Below are 20,108 nucleotides of genomic sequence, written 5' to 3' on the forward strand. Positions count from 1 at the left end.
TCCGACTGCTCGCCCAGGGCCTCAGCAACCGGGCCATCGCCTCCGCCCTGTTCCTCACCGAGGCCACGGTCAAAACCCACCTGGTCCGCATCTACCGCAAGCTCGGCACCGAGAACCGGGTCGGCACGGTCAGCGAGGCCGTCCGGCTCGGGCTGCTCGAACTCGACCTGGGCTGACCGGTCGGCGGATGCCGTACGCCCGCGCGTCGACGGCCTCACCGTCAGCCGGTCGCGGGGCTGAAATCGGCACAGATGTCCCTACGGGAGTCGACCGTGTGGCGAGAGGGTCAGCCTGGCGGTGGCCGAGGACGGTGGCCGGTTTCGACGTCGGTGCCCAGGGCGGGGTTCCACGGCCTGACCGCAACTGCCCTGGCTGCCGCCATCAGTGGGGCGCGGAAGCGTCGGCCCACCGTTGGGCGGTAGTGAAGGCGATAAGGGGGTCGTGGCTGTCGTATCCCCAGGGGAAGGGGGTGACGATGCCGGCGATGGCACGGAAGACCGGGGCGGCGCGGGCCTTCGTGCTGCTCTCACGCAGCCACGACCAGGGTGGCGCCGAGGAAGGCAAGGGTCTTGATGTCGCCCCAGCCGTAGTCGGGGGCCAGCGTGACGGGATCAAGATTCGCCAACCGGCGCGCTCCATGTGCCAACTAAGATTCTCCGTCGCACCCCGACCCGGCACGGCCCCCGAATGGATTGCATAAACGTGCAGCGAAACGTATAGTCATGCCATCCAGGAGGAGGAGTCCATGGCGGTACGTGCGGCAGTGGCCGGAGCGAGCGGGTATGCGGGCGGCGAGGTGCTGCGCCTGCTCCTCGCGCACCCCGAGGTCGAGATCGGCGCCCTGACCGGCAATTCCAACGCCGGCCAGAAGCTGGGCGCGCTCCAGCCGCACCTGCTGCCGCTGGCCGACCGCGTGCTCCAGGAGACCACCGCCGAGGCGCTCGCCGGACACGACGTGGTCTTCCTCGCCCTGCCCCACGGCCAGTCCGCGGCCGTCGCCGAGCAGCTCGGCCCGGACGTCCTCGTCGTCGACATGGGCGCCGACTTCCGGCTGAAGGACGCGGCCGACTGGGAGACGTTCTACGGTTCCCCGCACGCCGGGACCTGGCCCTACGGCCTCCCCGAACTGCCGGGTGGCCGCGCCGCGCTGGAGGGGTCCAAGCGCATCGCGGTCCCCGGTTGCTACCCCACGGCCGTCTCCCTGGCGCTGTTCCCGGCGTACGCGGCGGGGCTGGCCGAGGCCGAGGCCGTGATCGTCGCCGCCTCCGGCACCTCCGGCGCGGGCAAGGCGCCCAAGCCGCACCTGCTGGGCAGCGAGGTCATGGGCTCCATGTCGCCGTACGGCGTCGGCGGCGGCCACCGGCACACGCCCGAGATGATCCAGAACCTCAGCGCGGCGGCGGGGGAGCGGGTCTCCGTCTCCTTCACCCCGACCCTCGCGCCGATGCCGCGGGGCATCCTCGCCACGTGCAGCGCGAAGGCGAAGCCCGGCGTCACCGCCGACTCCGTGCGCGCCGCCTACGAGAAGGCCTACGCCGACGAGCCCTTCGTCCACCTGCTGCCCGAGGGCCGGTGGCCCGCCACGGCGTCCGTCCACGGTTCCAACGCCGTCCTGGTGCAGGTCGTCCTCGACGAGGCCGCGGGGCGGGTGATCGCCATCAGCGCCATCGACAACCTGACCAAGGGCACCGCGGGCGGTGCCGTCCAGAGCATGAACATCGCCCTCGGGTTCCCCGAGGAAACGGGACTTTCCACGATCGGAGTCGCACCGTGAGTGTCACGGCAGCCAAGGGATTCACGGCGGCCGGCATCGCCGCCGGGATCAAGGAGAACGGCAACCCGGACCTGGCCCTCGTGGTCAACACAGGGCCGCGCCGCGCCGCCGCGGGCGTCTTCACCTCCAACCGCGTCAAGGCCGCGCCGGTGCTGTGGTCGCAGCAGGTCCTCAAGAGCGGCGAGCTGACCGCCGTGATCCTCAACTCCGGTGGCGCCAACGCCTGTACCGGACCGAAGGGCTTCCAGGACACGCACGCGACCGCCGAGAAGGTCGCCGACGTGCTCGGGGTGGGCGCGGGCGAGGTCGCCGTCTGCTCCACCGGCCTCATCGGCGTCCTGCTCCCGATGGACAAGCTCCTCCCGGGGGTCGAGACGGCCGCCGCCCAGCTCTCCGAGCACGGCGGTGAGAAGGCCGCCATCGCCATCAAGACCACCGACACCGTCCACAAGACGTCCGTCGTCTCCCAGGACGGCTGGACCGTCGGCGGCATGGCGAAGGGCGCGGGCATGCTCGCCCCGGGCCTGGCCACCATGCTCGTGGTCCTCACCACCGACGCGGACCTGGACAGCGACGTACTGGACCAGGCGCTGCGGGCCGCCACGCGGACGACCTTCGACCGCGTCGACTCCGACGGCTGCATGTCCACCAACGACACCGTGCTGCTGCTCGCCTCCGGCGCCTCCGGCGTCACCCCGGAGCAGGCCGAGTTCGCCGAGGCCGTACGGGCTGTCTGCGACGACCTGGGTCAGCAGCTGATCCGGGACGCCGAGGGCGCCAGCAAGGACATCAAGGTCGAGGTGATCAACGCCGCGACCGAGGACGACGCCGTCGAGGTGGGCCGCTCCATCGCCCGCAACAACCTCCTCAAGTGCGCGATCCACGGCGAGGACCCGAACTGGGGCCGTGTCCTGTCCGCCATCGGCACCACCCGGGCCGCCTTCGAGCCCGACCAGCTCAACGTCGCCATCAACGGCGTATGGGTGTGCAAGAACGGCGGCGTCGGCGAGGACCGCGAGCAGGTCGACATGCGCTACCGCGAGGTGCACATCGTCGCCGACCTCGCGGCCGGCACCGAGACCGCCACCATCTGGACCAACGACCTCACCGCCGACTACGTCCACGAGAACAGCGCCTATTCGTCATGAGCATCACGCGTAAGCACACCGCGCTCCCCAAGGCCCAGATCCTCATCGAGGCGCTGCCCTGGCTGGTCCGCCACAACGGCAAGACGGTCGTCATCAAGTTCGGCGGCAACGCCATGATCGACGAGGACCTGAAGGCCGCCTTCGCGCAGGACGTCGTCTTCCTGCACCACGCCGGCCTCAGGCCCGTCGTCGTGCACGGCGGCGGACCGCAGATCAGCGCCGCCCTCGACAAGCACGGCATCGTCAGCGAGTTCAAGGCCGGCCTGCGCGTCACCACCGAGGACGCCATGGACGTCGTGCGCATGGTGCTCGCCGGACAGGTGCAGCGTGAACTGGTCGGCCTGCTCAACCAGCACGGCCCGCTGGCCGTGGGGCTGACCGGTGAGGACGCGCACACCATCACCGCCGTCAAGCACCAGCCCGAGATCGACGGCGAACCGGTCGACATCGGTCGGGTCGGCGAGATCACCTCCATCGACACGGGCGCGATCGAGGCCCTGCTCGCCGACGGCCGCATCCCGGTCGTCTCCTCGATCGCCCGATCCCAGGACGACAGCGATTCGGGGCATGTCTACAACGTCAATGCTGATACGGCGGCTGCGGCACTCGCTGCGGCACTGGGCGCCGAAACCCTCATGGTCCTCACCGACGTCGAGGGCCTCTACGAGGACTGGCCGAACTCCGACGAGGTGATCAGCCGCCTCACCGCTTCCCAGCTGGAGAAGCTGCTGCCGGAGCTGTCCTCCGGCATGGTCCCGAAGATGGAGGGCTGTCTGCACGCCGTGCGCAACGGCGTCACCACCGCCCGGGTCATCGACGGGCGGGTCCAGCACTCGATCCTGCTGGAGATCTTCACCGACGAGGGCATCGGCACGATGGTCGTGCCCGACGAGCGACAGGGGGAGTCGTCGTGAGCAACCAGGACCTGACCGCACGGTGGCAGGGCGCGCTGATGAACAACTACGGCACCCCCCGGCTGGCCCTGGTACGCGGCGAGGGCAGCAGGCTGTGGGACGCCGACGGCAAGGAGTACGTCGACTTCGTCGGCGGCATCGCGGTCAACGCGCTCGGCCACGCCCACCCGGCAGTCGTCGAGGCCGTCAGCCGGCAGGTCGCCGCCCTCGGCCATGTCTCCAACCTGTTCATCGCCGAACCGCCCGTCGCCCTCGCCGAACGGCTGCTCCAGCACTTCGGCCGCGACGGCAAGGTCTTCTTCTGCAACTCCGGCGCCGAGGCCAACGAGGGCGCCTTCAAGATCGGCCGGCTGACCGGGCGCACCCACATGGTCGCCACCACCGGCGGCTTCCACGGGCGCACCATGGGCGCCCTCGCCCTCACCGGCCAGCCCGGCAAGCAGGAGCCGTTCCTGCCGCTGCCCGGCGACGTCACACACGTCCCGTACGGCGACGCGCAGGCGCTGGCCGCCGCGGTGACCGAGGAGACCGCCCTGGTGATCGTCGAGCCGATCCAGGGCGAGAACGGGGTCGTCGTCCCGCCCGCCGGCTATCTGAAGGCGGCCCGGGCGATCACCGCCGCCACCGGTTCGCTGCTGGTGCTGGACGAGGTGCAGACCGGCATCGGCCGTACCGGGCACTGGTTCGAGTACCAGGCCCACGAGGGTGTCCTGCCGGACGTGGTGACCCTGGCGAAGGGTCTCGGCGGCGGGCTGCCGCTCGGCGCGACGGTCGCCTTCGGACGGGCCGCCGAACTGCTCCAGCCCGGCCAGCACGGCACCACCTTCGGTGGCAACCCGGTCGCCTGCGCCGCCGGCCTCGCCGTCCTCGACACCATCGAGAACGAGGGGTTGCTGGAGAACGTCAAGCGGCAGAGCGAGAGGTTGCGCGACGGGATCGAGGGTCTCGGCCACCCGTTGATCGCATCTGTCCGGGGTGCGGGGCTACTCCTGGGTATCGTGCTCACCGAGCCACTCGCGCCCCAGGCGCAGCAGGCGGCTCAGGAGGCCGGTTTCCTGGTGAACGCGCCCGCCCCCGATGTCGTCCGGCTGATGCCGCCGCTGAACCTCGGCGACGACGCGGTGGACGCCTTCCTCGGGGCGCTGCCCGGCCTCCTCGACGCAGCGAGCGGGGACGGACGATCCGGAGAATGAGACGACGATGAGCCAGGCGCAGGACCACGAGCAGCCGGGGGCGAACGGGCCCGCCGTGCCGCAGACCCGCACCGCCCGCCACCGCCGGATCGTGGACATCCTCAACCGGCAACCGGTGCGCTCGCAGAGCCAGCTGGCGAAGCTGCTCGCCGACGACGGGCTGAGCGTCACCCAGGCGACGCTCTCCCGGGACCTCGACGAGCTGAACGCGGTGAAGATCCGCAACACCGACGGCGACCTGATCTACGCGGTCCCGAGCGAGGGCGGTTTCCGCACGCCGCGCGCTCCGCTGGGCGAGTCGGCGAAGGAGGAGCGGATGCGGCGGCTCTCCCAGGAGCTGCTGATCTCGGCGGAGGCCTCCGCCAACCTCGTGGTCCTGCGCACCCCTCCGGGTGCCGCGCAGTTCCTGGCCTCGGCGATCGACCAGGCCGAACTGCACGACATCCTGGGCACCATCGCCGGTGACGACACGCTGCTGCTGATCAGCCGGGAGCCGACGGGCGGCCAGGCCCTGGCGGACCATCTGCTGCGCCTGGCGCAGAACGGTCACTGAGGGGTGGCTACGTAGATTCGCGGGCCGCGGGTGCGTGGGAGCCCCTTGTCGCGCGGTTCCCCGCGCCCGTGAGGCTCGCCGTCGGCCGGCAGGCCGAGCCGTCGATCCGCGGGCAGTCGTGCCGTCCGGGGGCGGCACGGGTGGGCGCGGCGGCACCCCAGTCGATCCGCGGGCAGTCGCCGTCTGCGGGGGCGCGGCGGCACCCCGTGGCGCCCGGAGCCGCGCGCACCCCCAGCCCCGGCGCCACGGGGTGCCCTCATCCCAACCGCCGGGCCAATCCCCCGGTACAGCGCACCTCGTCCCCGGCCGTGATCAGTAACGCCTCCACGTCCGGCAGCGCCTCCAGCCACCCCAACGCCTCGCGCGACCCCATCGCGAACGCCGCCGTGGCCCAGCAGTCCGCCCAGGTCAGCTTCGGGGCGACGACGGTGACGGCGACGAGGTCGGTCACCGCCGACCGCCCGGTCCGCGGGTCCACGATGTGCGCCCCCCGCTCGACCGTCCCGGAGGTGGCCACCGCCAGCTCGTCGGCCCCGGCGGCGGAGACCACCGCCGCGAGCCCGCCCGGCCGCAGCGGGTCCGACACCCCGACCCGCCAGGGCCGGTCCGGCCCCGGCACGCCGAGCAACTGCACGTCTCCGCCGCCGTTGACGCTGACCCCGCTCACGCCGGCCTCGGCGATCAGCCGTGCCGCCCGCTCGGCGGCCCAGCCCTTCACGATGCCGGTCGGGTCGAGCCGGCCGTGGTAGCGCAGGCTGAACCAGCCGCCGCTCGCCCGCTCCGCCTCGGCGCCGAGCTCCAGCACCTCGGCTACCTCGGGGTCGCACTCCTCGACGCTCAGTTCGCCGCGCACCAGCCGGGAGACCTGGCTGTCCTCGCGGTAGGTGCTGAACACCTCGTCGACCCGGTGCAGGGAGGCGACCGCCTCCCGGACCGCCGCCCGCACCGTGTCGCTCTCCCCGCCGCGGACGTCGAAGGAGAAGACCGTCCCCATGACCTCCTCCGCGTGACGCACCGTGGCGGGAGCCTGCGCCGACTCGGCCACCGTCTCAGCCACCGGCCTGGTCCAGCGCCGACTGGAGCGACTCCTTGTAGCCGGCGCTGGTGTACGTCGCCCCCGACACCGCGTCGATGTCGGCGCTGCCGGCCGCGACGGCCGCCTGGTTGAGCTTGGGCACCGCGCTCGCGGTGATCTGGTCGCTCTGCCCGCCCTTGGGCGCCTGCACCGCCTCCGCCTTGGTGATCTTGCCGTTCGTGACGGTGACGCGGACCTGCACGGCCCCGTACTGCGTGTCCGCGGCCTCACCGGTGAAGGTGCCCGACGCCTGCGCGCTCCCGGAGCCCTGCGACCCCGAGCCCTGCGAGCCCGAGCCCTGCGAGCCCGAGCCCTGCGAGCCCGCGTCCTGCGACCCCGATCCCTGAGACGCCGATCCCTGAGATGCCGATCCCTGCGACCCCGACCCCTGCGATCCAGCGCTGGCGTTCGCCTTGTCGATCGCGGACTGGAGGGACTGCTTGTACCCGGTGCTGGTGTAGGTCGCCCCGGACACCGCGTCGATGTTCGGGCTCTGCGTGGTGACCACGGCCTGGTTGAGCTTCGGCACGGAGTTGGCGGTGATCTGGTCGCTCTGGCCGCCCTTGGGCGCCTGGACGGTCTCCGCCTTGGTGATCCGGTTGTTGCTCACCGTGATGCGGACCTGCACGGCCCCGTACTGGGTGTTCGCCGCGTCACCGGTGAAGGTGCCGGAGACCTGGGCGGCGGCGCCGGACCCCTGGGAGGCCCCCGCGCTCGCCTTCGCCTTGTCCAGCGCCGACTGGAGCGACTTCTTGTAGCCGTCGCTGGTGTACGTCGCCCCGGACACGGAGTCGATGTCGGCGCTGCCGGCCGCGACCGCGGCCTGGTTGAGCTTGGGCACCGCGCCCGCGTTGATCTGGTCGCTCTGACCGCCCTTGGGGGTCTGCACGGCCTCCGCCTGCGTGATCTTCCCGTTGGCCACGGTCAGCCGGACCTGCACCGGCCCGTACTGGGTCTGGACCGCGTCACCGGTGACCGTGGCGGTTCCCGCGGCCTGCGCGGCCCCGCCCTGCACCGAGGACTGCGGGGGCAGGGTGCCGGCCGCCGAGGAGGCGGGGTCCGAATCCGGCTTCAGCGCCAAAAGCAGCACGATGCCGGACACGGTGGCGGCGGTGGCGAGCACGACACGCCGAAGGGGGTGGCTCTTCCTCATCTCTTTCTGAGCTCCTGATTCCCGTCGCTCACATCTCGAACGACTCGTGATGGATGCGGCGGGCGGGGACCCCGGCGCCGCGCAATGCCTCGTAGACCGACTGGGCGAAGCCGTTCGGCCCGCACATGAAGACGTCGTGGTCCTCGATGTCGGGGATCTTCCGCTGGAGCGACTCCGCCGAGATGTCGGGACGCTCCCCGTCGGGGCTGTTCACCGCGTACATCAGCCGCGCCCCGCGCTCGTCGGCGATCTTCGCCAGCTCGTCCCACAGCGCCAGGTCCTGGGTGCTGTTGGCCCGGTAGAGGAGCGTGATGTCACCGGGGGCGCCCGGCAGCGTCTCGAACAGCGTCCGCATCGGGGTGATGCCCACACCGCCGGCGACCAGCAGCACCTTGCCGCGGCTGCGCCGGGACGCGGTCATCGCCCCGTACGGGCCCTCCGCCCACACCTTGGTGCCGGGCCGCAGCTCGCGCAGCGCCTCACTGTGGTCGCCGATCGCCTTGACCGTGATCCGCAGCAGCTCGGGACGGGGGTTGGCGGACAGCGAGTACGGGTGCGAGCTGAAGCGCATGCCCGGCGCCAGGAACCGCCAGCGGAAGAACTGCCCGGCCTCGGCGCCGATCCGGTGCAGTTTGCGTCCGCCGATCAGCACCGACACGATGCCCGGCGTCTCCTCGATGACCGCCTCGACGTACATGCGGTGACGCAAATTCAGCCGGATGGGGGTGATGATGCGGTACCAGACCACGAGCGCGGTGACCGCCCCGTACAGCACGTACCAGAAGGTCTTCGCGGTCGGTTCCACGGCGAAGTCGTTGCCGGTGGTGATCTGGTGCCAGAACGTCAGGAACACCGCCGCGTACGTCATCAGGTGCACGTGGTACCAGGTGTCGTACGGCATCCGGCGGCGCACCGGACCGATCGAGACCAGCCCGATGACCAGCAGCAGACCGGTGCCGATGGCGGCCTTGCCCATGTCGGGCAGCTGGTTGATGGAGTCGACGGTCTGCTGGACGATGTCGCCGAGCGACTTGCCGGCCTGAAGGGCGTACCCCCACATGATGAGGAACACGTGGGCGAAGGTCAGGCAGAGCGTGTACCGGCCGGTCATCGCGTGCCAGCGCGCCACCCGGTCCGATCCCACCCGCCGCTCCAGCGCCGGCACGCGGGCCATCTGGAGCACGACGAGCGCCATCAGGTAGCCGGCGAGCAGACCGGTGATCCGTCCCGCGTTGAGGATCATGCCGTTGGTGTCCGCGATGGACGGCGTGTTGCTCCACCACAGCCACAGCACAGCCGCCGCGCCCGCCCAGAGGGCGATCAGCAGCGGGACGGCCGGGGAGCGGCGCGGACGGATGCGGCGCATCGTCTGACGGCGGGCGGCACGGCCGCCGGCGATCGTGGTGGTCACGGTTCCTCCGTGGGGTACTGACCCTTGGCCCACAGATACGCGCCGCGACCGCGGAGTGTTCAGACCCGCACACGCGAAGGGGCCGACCGGGTCGTGCCCGGTCGGCCCCTTCGTCCCGCCGTGTGCCGTCAGCCGCCGAAATCGGCAGTGATCACGGACCCAGCGGGTTGAGCAGGTCGGCGCGCTCCTCGAACGCGTACAGCAGCAGGTCGGTCATCTCGAAGACGTCCTTGGCGTTGCGGTCCTGGACGGGGCTGAGGAAGGGACGCCAGAAGGGGTCGCGCACGATGGAGTGGCGGCTGCCCTCGATGGCCCGGGGGAACACCTCGGCGACGAGGCGTCCGCCGACGCCGGTGAGCTTGCCGCCGCCCCTGACCTCGGCCTCGCGCAGGACGTAGAACCACAGCGGGCAGTTCTCGCTGAGGTCGTCGCGCAGCGCGTCGTCGACCTGTGCGCCGCCGTTGCCCTGCACCAGGTCGTCCACGCCGAGCGGCTCCACGTCGACCTTCCGGTCGACGAAGTGCTCGACCATCTGCTGTCCCGTCGCCAGCCGCAGCATGGAGGCCCGGGTGAGGTTGCGGAAGGCCAGGTTCAGCTCTTCGGCCGGAGGCTGCTGCCCACGGCCGCCGAACGAGCCGAGCGGCAGGTTGGCCAGCGGGTTGACCAGCAGTGTGTCGATGCGCTTGGCGACGTTGAACTTCTCGGCGGGCACCTGGAGTTCGGTCTTGCCCGGCAGCGCCTCCTGGAAGGCGAACAGACGCCGGAAGTCCGCGATCCAGTTGGTGGGCAGACGCTCGAATTCGCCGGCCTCGGGGTCGGAGACGTCGGCGGGCGGCGGGGAGAGGATGCCGCTGGTGCCGGAGAACCGGAACAGCAGCTCCAGCGTGCCCCGGCCGTCGTCGAAGACCCGGTTCCAGTTGTAGGCGCCCCGGACCATGCTGTGGCCCATCCGGAAGGCGGCCACCGAGAACTCGATCGGCATCGTCGGCCGGTCCTGCTCGGCCGGCGCCGGCTCGAACACCTTGCGTCCGTTGGTGAAGACGTCCGCGACGATGTCCGGGTCGACGAGCCGGGGCAGGAAGTCGTGGCGCAGCATCCACTGGTAGTGCTTGACGACCGTCTCGCGCGCCGACTCGAACAGCACCGCGCTGGACACGCCCTTGGCGACCAGGTCGGCCACCACACGGTTGTGGAAGCGGATGAAGGCGCAGTGCACCTGGGCCACGGCGAGGTTCTCGTCGTTGCGCGCGTCCGGGATCAGCGGCCGGCGCCGCTCGGACCGCTGCGAGCCCATGCCGACGCGGGGCAGGTCGAAGCCGGCGAGGGGCTGGCCGACGATCGACCCGTCGCCCGGCACGCCCTGGGTCGTCCCGGTCTTCAGCCGGATCCCGTCGTCCTCGTAGAAGCGGCGGTCGAAGGCGTGGTGCGGGCCGAGACCGTACAGGGAGTCGAGGTCGAGCGCCGGGGAGCGGCCCTGGAGGAGCTGACGCACCGTGACGTCCTCCTCCAGGTGCACCGCGGTGGCGTCCAGGGTGAGGTCGTGGTCCACGAACTGACCGAGGTAGGTGAAGCCGGCCGGCAGCCCGTCCTGGTCGGGTTGGCCCTGCGCGGTCGTCATGGCCCTGGCCAGTTCGGCGCGGGCGTTGCGGTCGAGCTGCTGGTTCGGCGTCGAGCGCGGGCCGAGCCGGGAGAACTGGAAGCGGCGCAGGGCCGCCACCGTGGTCGGTGTCAGCGCTTCCAGGGACGGGCCGTCGGCGGATTCGCCGAGGATGCCCTCGCCGACGACGTAGAAGGAGGAGCGGAGATGGCGCTTGCTCTGAGGCTCGCGGGTGGGTCGGAACATGTTTCCCCCATGATTCCCGTGCGCGGCTTTGCGCACGTTTGTGCCCACCGTAGGAGACGAGTGGGCACGAAAGGGAGAATTCCGTCAAATATCGCGCGAATGGTTCAAGCAGCTCCCAACCCGTATAGATCTCATAAAGACGCCTAAATCGGGCTCTTCGGCAGGGGGAGCGGCAGCCCCGGCAGTCCGTCGATGCTCGCGGCGATGTGCTCCTTCTTGGTGAAGTACGCGCTCAGCGACTCGTCGTCCTCGCGCGCGAACCGCTTCGCGTGCAGGTCGCGCTCCTCGTCGTAGGTCATGAAGGGCACCGCGTACCCGCAGGTGTCCCGTACGAGGTCGGCGTGAACGACGATGATCGCGCGCAGTCCGTGCGGGCTCGGGTCGATGTCCGGGAAACGGGTGAGGAGGTCCGGGAAACGCGGGTCGTCCCGGAAGACGGGCTCCCCGCGGCCGTGCACCCGCACGATGTTCGGCGGCCCCTGGAAGGCGCACCACATCAGCGTGATCCGGCCGTTCTCGCGCAGATGCGCGACGGTCTCCGCGTTGGAGCCCGCGAAGTCGAGGTAGGCCACCGTGTGCTCGTCGAGAACGGCGAACGAGCCCTTCAGGCCCTTGGGGGAGAGGTTGACCGTGCCGTCGCCGGCCAGGGGCGCGGTCGCGGTGAAGAAGAGGGGCTGCTCCTCGATGAACGTGCGGAGCCTGCCGTCGATGCGCTCATAGGTCTTTCCCATGACTGATCATTGTTCGGGAAATTCCTTCGAGTGTCTAACGAATTGCCGATTCCGCGGACGCCGTGGCGGCCGCCCCGGCCGGCGCTGGTTCGGGGCGGCCACCACGCCTGTCACGTCACTTGTTCAGCGTGCAGGCGGCCAAGGCGTCGAGGCCCTGCGGCTTGGCGGCCGTGCGGCCGATGGCGGTGGCGATGCGGTTGACGGTGGCGACGCGCTTGTCCTTGAGGGGGCCGAGGATGGCGTTCTGGACGAAGTTCGGGCCGCCCTGGCCGACGGTGTCGACGAGGCGCTTGTTGGCCTCGGCGATCTGGGTGTTGAGCAGGGCGAGGTTGCGGTCGACCTCGGCCTTGGCGGTGGCGGGGACCGCGGGCAGCTGCGAGGCCACGTCCGGGCAGGAGATCGTACCGGCGGCACCGGCGTTGCCTGCGTTCCCGCCGTTGCCCGCGTTGCCTGCGTTGCCGGTGTTCCCGGCGTTGCCCGCGTTGCCCGCGTTGCCCCCTGCGTTGCCTGCGTTCCCGGCGTTGCCCGTGTTCCCGCCGGCGTTCGCGGCGCCCCCCGCGTTGAGGGCGCACGGCGCGAGGGCGTCGAGGCCCTGCGGCTTGGCGGCCGTGCGGCCGATGGCGGTGGCGATGCGGTTGACGGTGGCGACGCGCTTGTCCTTGAGGGGGCCGAGGATGGCGTTCTGGACGAAGTTCGGGCCGCCCTGGCCGACGGTGTCGACGAGGCGCTTGTTGGCCTCGGCGATCTGGGTGTTGAGCAGGGCGAGGTTGCGGTCGACCTCGGCCTTGGCCGTGGCGGGGACCGCGGGCAGCCGCGAGGCCACGTCCGGGCAGGAGATCGTGCCGGGGGACGCGAGGGTCCTGGCGTTCGTGCCGCTGTTCTTGGACGTCTCCCCGGCGAGAGCGGAGTTCACGACCACCGCGCCGGTCAGCGCCAGAGCGGCGGCGCCGCCGATGACCGCCACGCGACGCTTGTTGTACTTCGGAAGAGCCCTGGACATGCGGATGCCTCACTTGGGTCAGGAGTGGGTTTACAAACGCGGCGCCAGCGTTCGGTTCTGAGTACGGGCAAGCGGTTGCTGTTGTTCAAAGCTCCCTCAAAAAACCTTCTGCGGCTCACGGCGTCCCGCCCGGCTCGATTGACGAATCATGCATAGGACTGCATACTCATGCATGACGGTGAGTTGGCACCTCCACACCTAGGAGCAGCGCAAGTGAGCAGCAACAGCGGTGACGTACGGCTCTGGGGCGGCCGTTTCGCCGACGGTCCCGCCGAGGCCCTGGCGAAGCTGTCCGCGTCCGTCCACTTCGACTGGCGGCTCGCGCCCTACGACATCGCCGGCTCGCGCGCCCACGCGCGCGTGCTGCACAAGGCGGGGCTGCTCACGGACGACGAGCTGACGGACATGCTCGCCGGCCTCGACCGGCTCGAGGCGGACGTGGCCTCCGGCGACTTCGTGGGCACCGTCGCCGACGAGGACGTCCACACCGCCCTGGAGCGCGGTCTGCTGGAGCGCCTCGGCCCCGACCTCGGCGGCAAGCTGCGCGCCGGCCGCTCGCGCAACGACCAGGTCGCCACCCTCTTCCGCATGTACCTGCGCGACCACGCCCGGATCATCGGCGGTCTGATCGCCGACCTCCAGGACGCGCTGATCGGCCTGGCCGAGGCCCACCCGGACGTGGCGATGCCCGGCCGCACCCACCTCCAGCACGCCCAGCCGGTGCTGTTCGCCCACCATGTCCTGGCCCATGTGCAGTCCCTGTCCCGGGACGCCGAGCGGCTGCGCCAGTGGGACGAGCGCACGGCGGTCTCCCCGTACGGCTCCGGCGCCCTCGCGGGCAGCAGTCTCGGCCTCGACCCGGAGGCGGTCGCCGCGGACCTCGGCTTCGAGCGCGGCAGCGTCGGCAACTCCATCGACGGCACGGCCTCCCGTGACTTCGTCGCCGAGTTCGCCTTCATCACCGCGATGATCGGCGTGAACCTCTCCCGGATCTCCGAGGAGATCATCATCTGGAACACGAAGGAGTTCTCCTTCGTGACCCTGCACGACGCGTTCTCCACCGGCTCGTCGATCATGCCGCAGAAGAAGAACCCGGACATCGCGGAGCTGGCGCGCGGCAAGAGCGGCCGTCTCATCGGCAACCTGACGGGCCTGCTGGCCACGCTCAAGGCGCTCCCGCTCGCGTACAACCGCGACCTCCAGGAGGACAAGGAGCCGGTCTTCGACTCCTGCGACCAGCTGGAGGTCCTGCTGCCCGCCTTCACCGGCATGATCGCCACCCTCACCGTCAACCGGGAGCGCATGGAGGAGCTGGCCCCGGCGGGCTTCTCGCTCGCCACCGACATCGCCGAGTGGCTGGTCAAGCAGGGTGTGCCGTTCCGGGTGGCGCACGAGGTCGCCGGTGAGTGCGTCAAGGCCGCCGAGGCCGAGGGCAAGGAACTCGACGACCTCACCGACGAGCAGTTCGCGAAGATCTCCGCCCACCTCACCCCCGAGGTGCGCTCCGTCCTCAACGTCCCCGGCGCCCTCGCCTCCCGCGACGGCCGCGGCGGTACGGCCCCGAGCGCGGTGGCGGTCCAGCTGGCAGAGGTGAAGGCGGACGTGGCGGCCCAGCACCAGTGGGCGGCCGCCAAGAAACAAGGCTGAACCCCACCGAGGTGAACGGTGTCGCGGGTTACGTTGGGCGCGAAGCCCCACGCAGCCGACCGAAACGGAACCCGCGATGCCGTTCGCCCGCCTGTCAGCAGCCACCACCCCCACCTGCCACCTCGGCCTGGGCCTGGCCGCGGTGGGCCGCCCCGGCTACATCAACCTGGGCCGGGACCACGACCTGGGAGAGGACCGCAGCGCACAGGCGCTGCGCGCCCGCACCCACGAACTCCTCGACGCCGCCTACGCCCAGGGTGTCCGCTACATCGACGCGGCCCGCTCCTACGGCCGCTCCGAGGAGTTCCTCGCCGACTGGCTGCGGGCCCACCCCGAGGCCGACGACGTCGTCGTCGGCAGCAAATGGGGCTACACCTACACCGCCGACTGGTCCACCGACGCCGAGAAACACGAGGTCAAGGACCACAGCCTCGCCGCCTACGAGCGTCAGCGCGCCGAGTCCGCCGAGCTGCTCGGCGACCGGCTCGACCTCTACCAAATCCACTCGGTGACCCCGGACAGCCCGGCCCTCACCGACAAGGAACTCCACGCGAGGCTGGCGGAGGCCGCCGCCGAGGGCCTCACCGTCGGCTTCTCCACCTCCGGTCCCGCCCAGGCCGCCGCCATCCGCGCCGCCCTCGCCGTCGAGGTCGACGGCGCCCCCCTCTTCCGTACCGTCCAGTCGACGTACAACGTCCTGGAGACCTCGGCCGCGCCGGCCCTGGCGGAGGCCCATGACGCCGGGCTCACGGTGATCGTCAAGGAGGGCATGGCCAACGGCCGGCTCGCCGAGCCGCACGCCCCGGACGCCCTGAAGGCCGTGGCGGCGCAGACCTCGCTGGGCTGTGACGCGGTGGCCCTCGCGGTCGTCCTGCGGCAGCCCTGGGCGACAGTCGTCCTCTCCGGCGCCGCGACCGTCACCCAACTCGCCTCCAACCTGCACGCCGCCGTCGTCGACCTCGACGAGGACCAGACGGCGAGGCTCGCCGCGCTCGCGGAGGAGCCGCACGCGTACTGGGAGCGCCGCGGCCGGCTGCCCTGGCACTGACAGACGCGACGACGTCCACCCCTGTGAGACGCTCATGCCCACTCTGAGACACGAATGTCTCATATGGGCTAGAGTTGTCTCATGGCTGTCGACCGTGACCATGTACTGCGCAGCGCCGCGGCCCTGCTGACCCGAAGAGCCACCGCGACCATGGACGAGGTCGCCAAGGCCGCCGGCATCAGCAGGGCCACCCTGCACCGCCACTTCGCCGGCCGCGACGCGCTCGTACGGGCGCTGGAGGCCCTCGGGATCGCGGAGTGCGAGGCCGCGCTGGACGCCGCCCGCCTCGACGAGGGCCGCGCGAGCGAGGCCGTGCGCCGCCTGGTGCGCGAGATCGAACCGGCCGCCGGCCTGCTCGCCTTCCTCTACACGGAGAACCAGCTCTTCGAGGGCGAGGAGCAGAACCAGGGCTGGGCCCGGATCGACGACCGTGTCGCGGCCCTGTTCCGGCGCGGCCAGGCCGACGGCGAGTTCCGCATCGACCTCACCCCGGCCTGGCTCACCGAGGCGCTCTACGGCCTGCTGGCCTCCGGCGCCTGGGCGGTCACGGAAGGCCGCGTCGCCCGCCAGGACTTCACCCACATGATCGCCGAGCTGCTGCTCGGCGGCGCACTACGGAGAGAGGAACCATGACCAGCACCCTGCGGCCGGTGACCACGCCCGAGGCGGTGAAGCGCCCGGGCCGCTGGCTCGCGCTCGCCGTCCTCGTGCTCGCCGTGCTGCTGGTGGCCGTCGACGCGACCGTCCTCGGCCTCGCGACCCCGTACATCAGCGAGGACCTCAAGCCCTCCGGCACCCAGCTGCTGTGGATCGGCGACGTCTACTCCTTCGTCATCGCCGGACTGCTGGTGTCCATGGGCAGCCTCGGCGACCGCGTCGGCCGCAAGCGGATCCTGCTCGGCGGCGCGACCGCGTTCGGCGCGGTCTCCGTCCTGAACGCCTACGCCACGACCCCCGAGACGATGATCCTGGCCAGGGCCCTGCTCGGCGTCGCCGGCGCGACCCTGATGCCGGCCACGCTGGCCCTGATCCGCAACCTCTTCCACGACCCGCGCGAACGCAGTCTCGCCGTCGGCATCTGGGGCGCCACCGCCTCCGCGGGCACGGCCGTCGGCCCCCTCGTCGGCGGATTCCTGCTCGAGCACTTCTGGTGGGGCTCGGTCTTCCTCATCAACCTGCCCGTGATGGCGGTCCTCGTCCTGGTCGGCGTCAGGACGCTGCCCGAGTCCCGCAACCCGAACCCGGGCCCCTGGGACCTGGCCAGTGTCGTGCTGTCCCTCGTCGGCATGATCGGCCTTGTGTACGCGGTCAAGGAGGCCGCGACGCACGGCTTCGCCTGGGCCACGCTCGCCGCGGGCCTGCTGGGCGCCGCCGCGCTGTACGGCTTCGTACGCCGCCAGCTGGCCCTGCCCGCCCCCCTGCTGGACATGCGGCTGTTCCGCGACCGGGGCTTCAGCGGCTCGGTCCTGGCCGACCTGCTGACCGTCCTCGGCCTGTCCGGGCTGGTCTTCTTCCTCTCGCAATACCTGCAACTCGTGCAGGGCAGGGGCCCGTTCGAGGCGGGCCTGGCCGAACTGCCCGCCGCCGTCGGCGCGGTGGCGGCCGGTCTGGTCGCGGGCCGCGCGGCCCGGCGCTTCTCGGTCCGGGCCGTCGTCTCGGGCGGCCTCGCCGCGATCGGCCTGGCCCTGGCCGTGCTGACGGTGATCGACGAGACGACCGGCTACCCGCTGCTCGGCGCGTCCCTCCTGGTCGTCGGCATCGGCGCCGGATTCTCCTTCACGGTCACCGCCGACGTGATCCTGTCGTCCGTGCCCAAGGAACAGGCAGGTGCGGCCTCGGCGGTCTCCGAGACCGCGTACGAACTGGGCGCGGCCCTCGGCATCGCCGTCCTGGGCTCGATCGTGACGGGCGTCTACCGGGGTTTCGCCGCCCCGGCCGGCACACCCGCCGAGGCGCACGAGTCACTCGGCGGCGCGGTGGAGGTGGCGGGACACCTGCCGCCGTCGACCGCGCAGGAGCTGCTGGCCTCGGCACGCGAGGCCTTCGTCGACGGACTGGCCCTGGCGTCCGGCGCGGGCGCGGCGGTCCTGCTGGCGGCGGCGGCAGCGGCATGGTTCCTGCTGCGCGGCCGACGGCTGGACGACCTGCCGTGAGCGACGCCGGCAACCAACGCCGTGAGCGGCGCGGGGGACAAGGCCGCGGCCGCACCGACAGCGCGGCCGCGACGGTACGGCCGCCTCGCCGGAGGCGTCAGGCCGCCTTCGCCTTCGTGGCGTACATGTCCACGTACTCCTGCCCGGACAGCCGCATCACCTCGGCCATCACCGAGTCCGTCACCGCCCGCAGCACATAGCGGTCCCGGTCCATGCCGTCGTAGCGGGAGAACTCCATCGCCTCCCCGAACCGCACGGTGACCCGGCTGGGCCGGGGCATCCCCGCACCCCCCGGCTGGATCTTGTCCGTGCCGATCATCGCGAACGGCACCACCGGCGCGCCGGTCATCAGGGTCAGCCGGGCGATCCCCGTACGCCCCCGGTACAGCCGCCCGTCGGGGGAGCGGGTGCCCTCGGGATAGATCCCGAAGACCTTGCCCTCCTCCAGGATCCGCCGCCCGGTCATCAGGGCTGCGACCCCGCCCTTGCCGCCGTCGCGGTCGACCGGGACCATGCCGACGCCGGTGAAGAACCACGCCATCAGCCGGCCCTTGACCCCCTTGCCGGTCACGTACTCGTCCTTGCCGATGAAGAAGACCTGCCGGTCGCAGACGAGCGGAAGGATCATCGAGTCGATGAAGGTGAGGTGGTTGCCGGCCAGGATGACCGGGCCATCGCCCGGGATGTGCTCCACGCCTTCGACCCGGGGGCGGAACATCAGGCGCATGACCGGTCCGAGCACTGCCTTGATGAGCGCGAAGCGGGACAACGAGCCCTCCGATGCCAAGGGAAAACGGTATGAGTCTGTGCAGGTGAGGACGATACTCGCGGCCCCCGGGGTGACGCACATCGGGTTCACCGAGGTCTTACGCACTATTGACGTACGTTTACCTGTACGGCCGATCCCGTCACGCGGCCGTCACCCGGGCGGAACGGGGTGAGAGACCCCGCGACCGCCGCACCAGGGACGTCACCGACCGGCTACCCCGGCCCGCCCCGTCGAATCCGACGGCCCGTCACATCAAGGTGGTTACCGGCCATCCGCCGTCACCCAGGTGTTCGAACCGAGGCCTCCCGCCGGTCATGTCCACGCCCCTACGATCGGCGCGCACGGGATGAGCCGAGTGGCAGGAGGACCCTCATGGGTACGCAGGAGTCGCACGACACGCAGGAGCCGAACGGGCAGGCGAACGGAACCGGACGCCGGGCGCTCCTCGGCGCGGCGGTGTTCGGCGCGACCGGTACGGTCCTCGGCCTGTCGGGCACGGCGAGAGCCGCCGACGCCGCGCGCCACGGCGCGGGCCAGGGCGGCAAGGGTCTCAAGAGCCTCCCCGTGCCGACGATCATCGGGCACCGCGGCGCGAGCGGCTACCGGCCGGAGCACACCTTCGGCGCCTACCAGCTGGCCCTGGACCTGGGCGCCGACATCGTCGAGGCCGGTGACCTGGTGCCGACCAAGGACGGCCATCTGGTCTGCCGGCACGAGCCGGAGATCGGCGGCACCACGGACGTCGCGAACCACCCCGAGTTCGCCGGCCGCAGGACCACCAAGGTCCTCGACGGCGTCTCCACCACCGGCTGGTTCACCGAGGACTTCACGCTCGCCGAGCTGAAGACCCTGCGCGCCACCGAGCGCATCCCGGCCAACCGTCCGCACAACACCCTCTACAACGGCCGCTGGGAGATCCCCACCTTCGAGGAAGTCCTGAAGTGGCAGGACGAGCAGACCCGCAAGCGCGGCAAGCAGGTCTGGATCTACCCCGAGCTCAAGCACCCCACCTACTTCCGCAAGCTGGGCCTGGGCCTGGAGGAGCGGGTCGCCAAGCTGCTGCGCAGGCACGGCAAGGACGGCAAGAACGCGCCGGTCATCCTCCAGTCCTTCGAGCCGACCAGCATCCAGCGCCTGAACAAGCTGGTCGACACCCCGCTCGTCGTCCTGCTCTCCGGCCCCACCACCCGCCCCTGGGACTTCGTCGAGACGGGCGACCCGCGCACGGTCGCCGACCTCGTCACCCGCAAGGGCCTGCGCGAGATCGCCGGCTACGCCCAGGGCATCGGCCCCACCCTCGACCTGGTCATCCCGAAGGACGCCAACGGCAACCTCACCACGCCGACCACGCTGGTGAAGGACGCCCACGCGGTCGGCCTGGTGCTGCACCCCTGGACGCTGCGCAACGAGAACCCCTTCCTGCCCGCGAACTTCCGCAAGGGCACCGACGCGGACGCCTACGGCGACGTCTTCGGCGCCTACCGCGCCTACTTCGCGACCGGCATCGACGGTGTGTTCACCGACCACCCGGACACCGGCCTGCTGGCCCGCGAGGACTTCGTCAACGGCTGAGCGACCCGTTGGAGTGACAAACCGGCCGCCCGGGCAACCCGCCACCGGGCGGCCGCGTCGCTCCGCACATGAACCACCCCCCGCCCGCCCCGCTCCTCCCCCCGCCCGCCCCGCTCCTCCCCCC

The 20,108-nt window shown here is 71.3% G+C and carries 18 protein-coding genes; 11 read left to right on the forward strand and 7 right to left on the reverse strand.

Annotated features, from left to right (window positions below):
* The 6 genes from ALMP_RS07035 to ALMP_RS07060 form a co-directional block, all read left to right on the forward strand.
* Nucleotides 1-176 (forward strand): LuxR C-terminal-related transcriptional regulator (locus ALMP_RS07035; RefSeq protein ID WP_264925377.1); only part of this gene is annotated, 176 nt, incomplete at its 5' end.
* 569 nt (nucleotides 177-745) lie between these two features.
* Nucleotides 746-1,774, forward strand: a complete 1,029-nt coding sequence (gene argC / locus ALMP_RS07040) for an N-acetyl-gamma-glutamyl-phosphate reductase (protein WP_264925359.1) — start codon at nucleotides 746-748, stop codon at nucleotides 1,772-1,774.
* A complete protein-coding gene (argJ, locus tag ALMP_RS07045; protein ID WP_264925360.1) occupies nucleotides 1,771-2,922 on the forward strand; it encodes a bifunctional glutamate N-acetyltransferase/amino-acid acetyltransferase ArgJ in 1,152 nt (383 codons plus the stop codon). Before argC ends, argJ begins: the two co-directional genes overlap by 4 nt.
* Nucleotides 2,919-3,836 (forward strand): acetylglutamate kinase, encoded by a 918-nt coding sequence (argB, locus tag ALMP_RS07050; RefSeq protein WP_264925361.1) that lies wholly within the window; start codon nucleotides 2,919-2,921, stop codon nucleotides 3,834-3,836. Before argJ ends, argB begins: the two co-directional genes overlap by 4 nt.
* Nucleotides 3,833-5,029 carry an acetylornithine transaminase gene (locus ALMP_RS07055; protein ID WP_264925362.1) on the forward strand — a complete coding sequence of 399 codons (1,197 nt, stop codon included), beginning with the start codon at nucleotides 3,833-3,835 and terminating at the stop codon, nucleotides 5,027-5,029. The genes argB and ALMP_RS07055 overlap by 4 nt, the downstream gene beginning before the upstream one ends.
* 7 nt (nucleotides 5,030-5,036) lie before the next feature.
* Entirely contained in the window at nucleotides 5,037-5,582 is a 546-nt protein-coding gene (locus ALMP_RS07060; protein ID WP_189936685.1) for an arginine repressor, read from the forward strand.
* A 256-nt stretch (nucleotides 5,583-5,838) separates the two neighbouring features.
* Here the strand turns inward: ALMP_RS07060 and ALMP_RS07065 are convergent, their stop codons facing one another.
* The 6 genes from ALMP_RS07065 to ALMP_RS07090 all read right to left on the reverse strand — a co-directional run bounded on the left by ALMP_RS07065 (nucleotide 5,839) and on the right by ALMP_RS07090 (nucleotide 12,795).
* Nucleotides 5,839-6,576 carry an FAD:protein FMN transferase gene (locus ALMP_RS07065; RefSeq protein ID WP_375803449.1) on the reverse strand — a complete coding sequence of 246 codons (738 nt, stop codon included), beginning with the start codon at nucleotides 6,574-6,576 and terminating at the stop codon, nucleotides 5,839-5,841.
* A 55-nt stretch (nucleotides 6,577-6,631) separates the two neighbouring features.
* Nucleotides 6,632-7,810, reverse strand: a complete 1,179-nt coding sequence (locus ALMP_RS07070; protein WP_264925364.1) for an FMN-binding protein — start codon at nucleotides 7,808-7,810, stop codon at nucleotides 6,632-6,634.
* Nucleotides 7,811-7,838: 28 nt separating this feature from the next.
* Complete coding sequence (locus ALMP_RS07075) at nucleotides 7,839-9,221, reverse strand: ferredoxin reductase family protein (RefSeq protein ID WP_264925365.1); 1,383 nt, start codon at nucleotides 9,219-9,221, stop codon at nucleotides 7,839-7,841.
* 151 nt (nucleotides 9,222-9,372) lie between these two features.
* Nucleotides 9,373-11,064 (reverse strand): heme peroxidase family protein, encoded by a 1,692-nt coding sequence (locus ALMP_RS07080; RefSeq protein ID WP_264925366.1) that lies wholly within the window; start codon nucleotides 11,062-11,064, stop codon nucleotides 9,373-9,375.
* Between the two features lie 143 nt (nucleotides 11,065-11,207).
* A complete protein-coding gene (locus ALMP_RS07085; protein WP_264925367.1) occupies nucleotides 11,208-11,795 on the reverse strand; it encodes a pyridoxamine 5'-phosphate oxidase family protein in 588 nt (195 codons plus the stop codon).
* 115 nt (nucleotides 11,796-11,910) lie between these two features.
* Complete coding sequence (locus ALMP_RS07090) at nucleotides 11,911-12,795, reverse strand: hypothetical protein (RefSeq protein ID WP_264925368.1); 885 nt, start codon at nucleotides 12,793-12,795, stop codon at nucleotides 11,911-11,913.
* A 213-nt stretch (nucleotides 12,796-13,008) separates the two neighbouring features.
* Here ALMP_RS07090 and argH point away from each other — a divergent pair, with 213 nt between their 5' ends.
* From argH to ALMP_RS07110, 4 genes are all read left to right on the forward strand, one after another.
* Nucleotides 13,009-14,442: an argininosuccinate lyase gene (argH, locus tag ALMP_RS07095; RefSeq protein WP_264925369.1), complete on the forward strand. Its 1,434-nt coding sequence runs from the start codon at nucleotides 13,009-13,011 to the stop codon at nucleotides 14,440-14,442.
* Between the two features lie 76 nt (nucleotides 14,443-14,518).
* Nucleotides 14,519-15,490, forward strand: a complete 972-nt coding sequence (locus ALMP_RS07100; RefSeq protein ID WP_264925370.1) for an aldo/keto reductase — start codon at nucleotides 14,519-14,521, stop codon at nucleotides 15,488-15,490.
* Between the two features lie 81 nt (nucleotides 15,491-15,571).
* On the forward strand, nucleotides 15,572-16,123 hold the full coding sequence (locus ALMP_RS07105) for a TetR/AcrR family transcriptional regulator (RefSeq protein ID WP_264925371.1): 552 nt from the start codon (nucleotides 15,572-15,574) through the stop codon (nucleotides 16,121-16,123).
* Entirely contained in the window at nucleotides 16,120-17,643 is a 1,524-nt protein-coding gene (locus tag ALMP_RS07110) for an MFS transporter (protein ID WP_264925372.1), read from the forward strand. The genes ALMP_RS07105 and ALMP_RS07110 overlap by 4 nt, the downstream gene beginning before the upstream one ends.
* 97 nt (nucleotides 17,644-17,740) lie before the next feature.
* Here ALMP_RS07110 and ALMP_RS07115 read toward each other — a convergent pair whose 3' ends face one another.
* On the reverse strand, nucleotides 17,741-18,412 hold the full coding sequence (locus ALMP_RS07115) for a 1-acyl-sn-glycerol-3-phosphate acyltransferase (RefSeq protein ID WP_264925378.1): 672 nt from the start codon (nucleotides 18,410-18,412) through the stop codon (nucleotides 17,741-17,743).
* Nucleotides 18,413-18,784: 372 nt separating this feature from the next.
* Between ALMP_RS07115 and ALMP_RS07120 the strand changes: the two genes are divergently transcribed.
* A complete protein-coding gene (locus tag ALMP_RS07120; RefSeq protein ID WP_264925373.1) occupies nucleotides 18,785-19,984 on the forward strand; it encodes a glycerophosphodiester phosphodiesterase in 1,200 nt (399 codons plus the stop codon).
* The last annotated feature ends 124 nt before the right edge of the window (nucleotides 19,985-20,108 follow it).

This window comes from Streptomyces sp. A012304 (genome assembly GCF_026008495.1).
GTDB lineage: Bacteria > Actinomycetota > Actinomycetes > Streptomycetales > Streptomycetaceae > Streptomyces.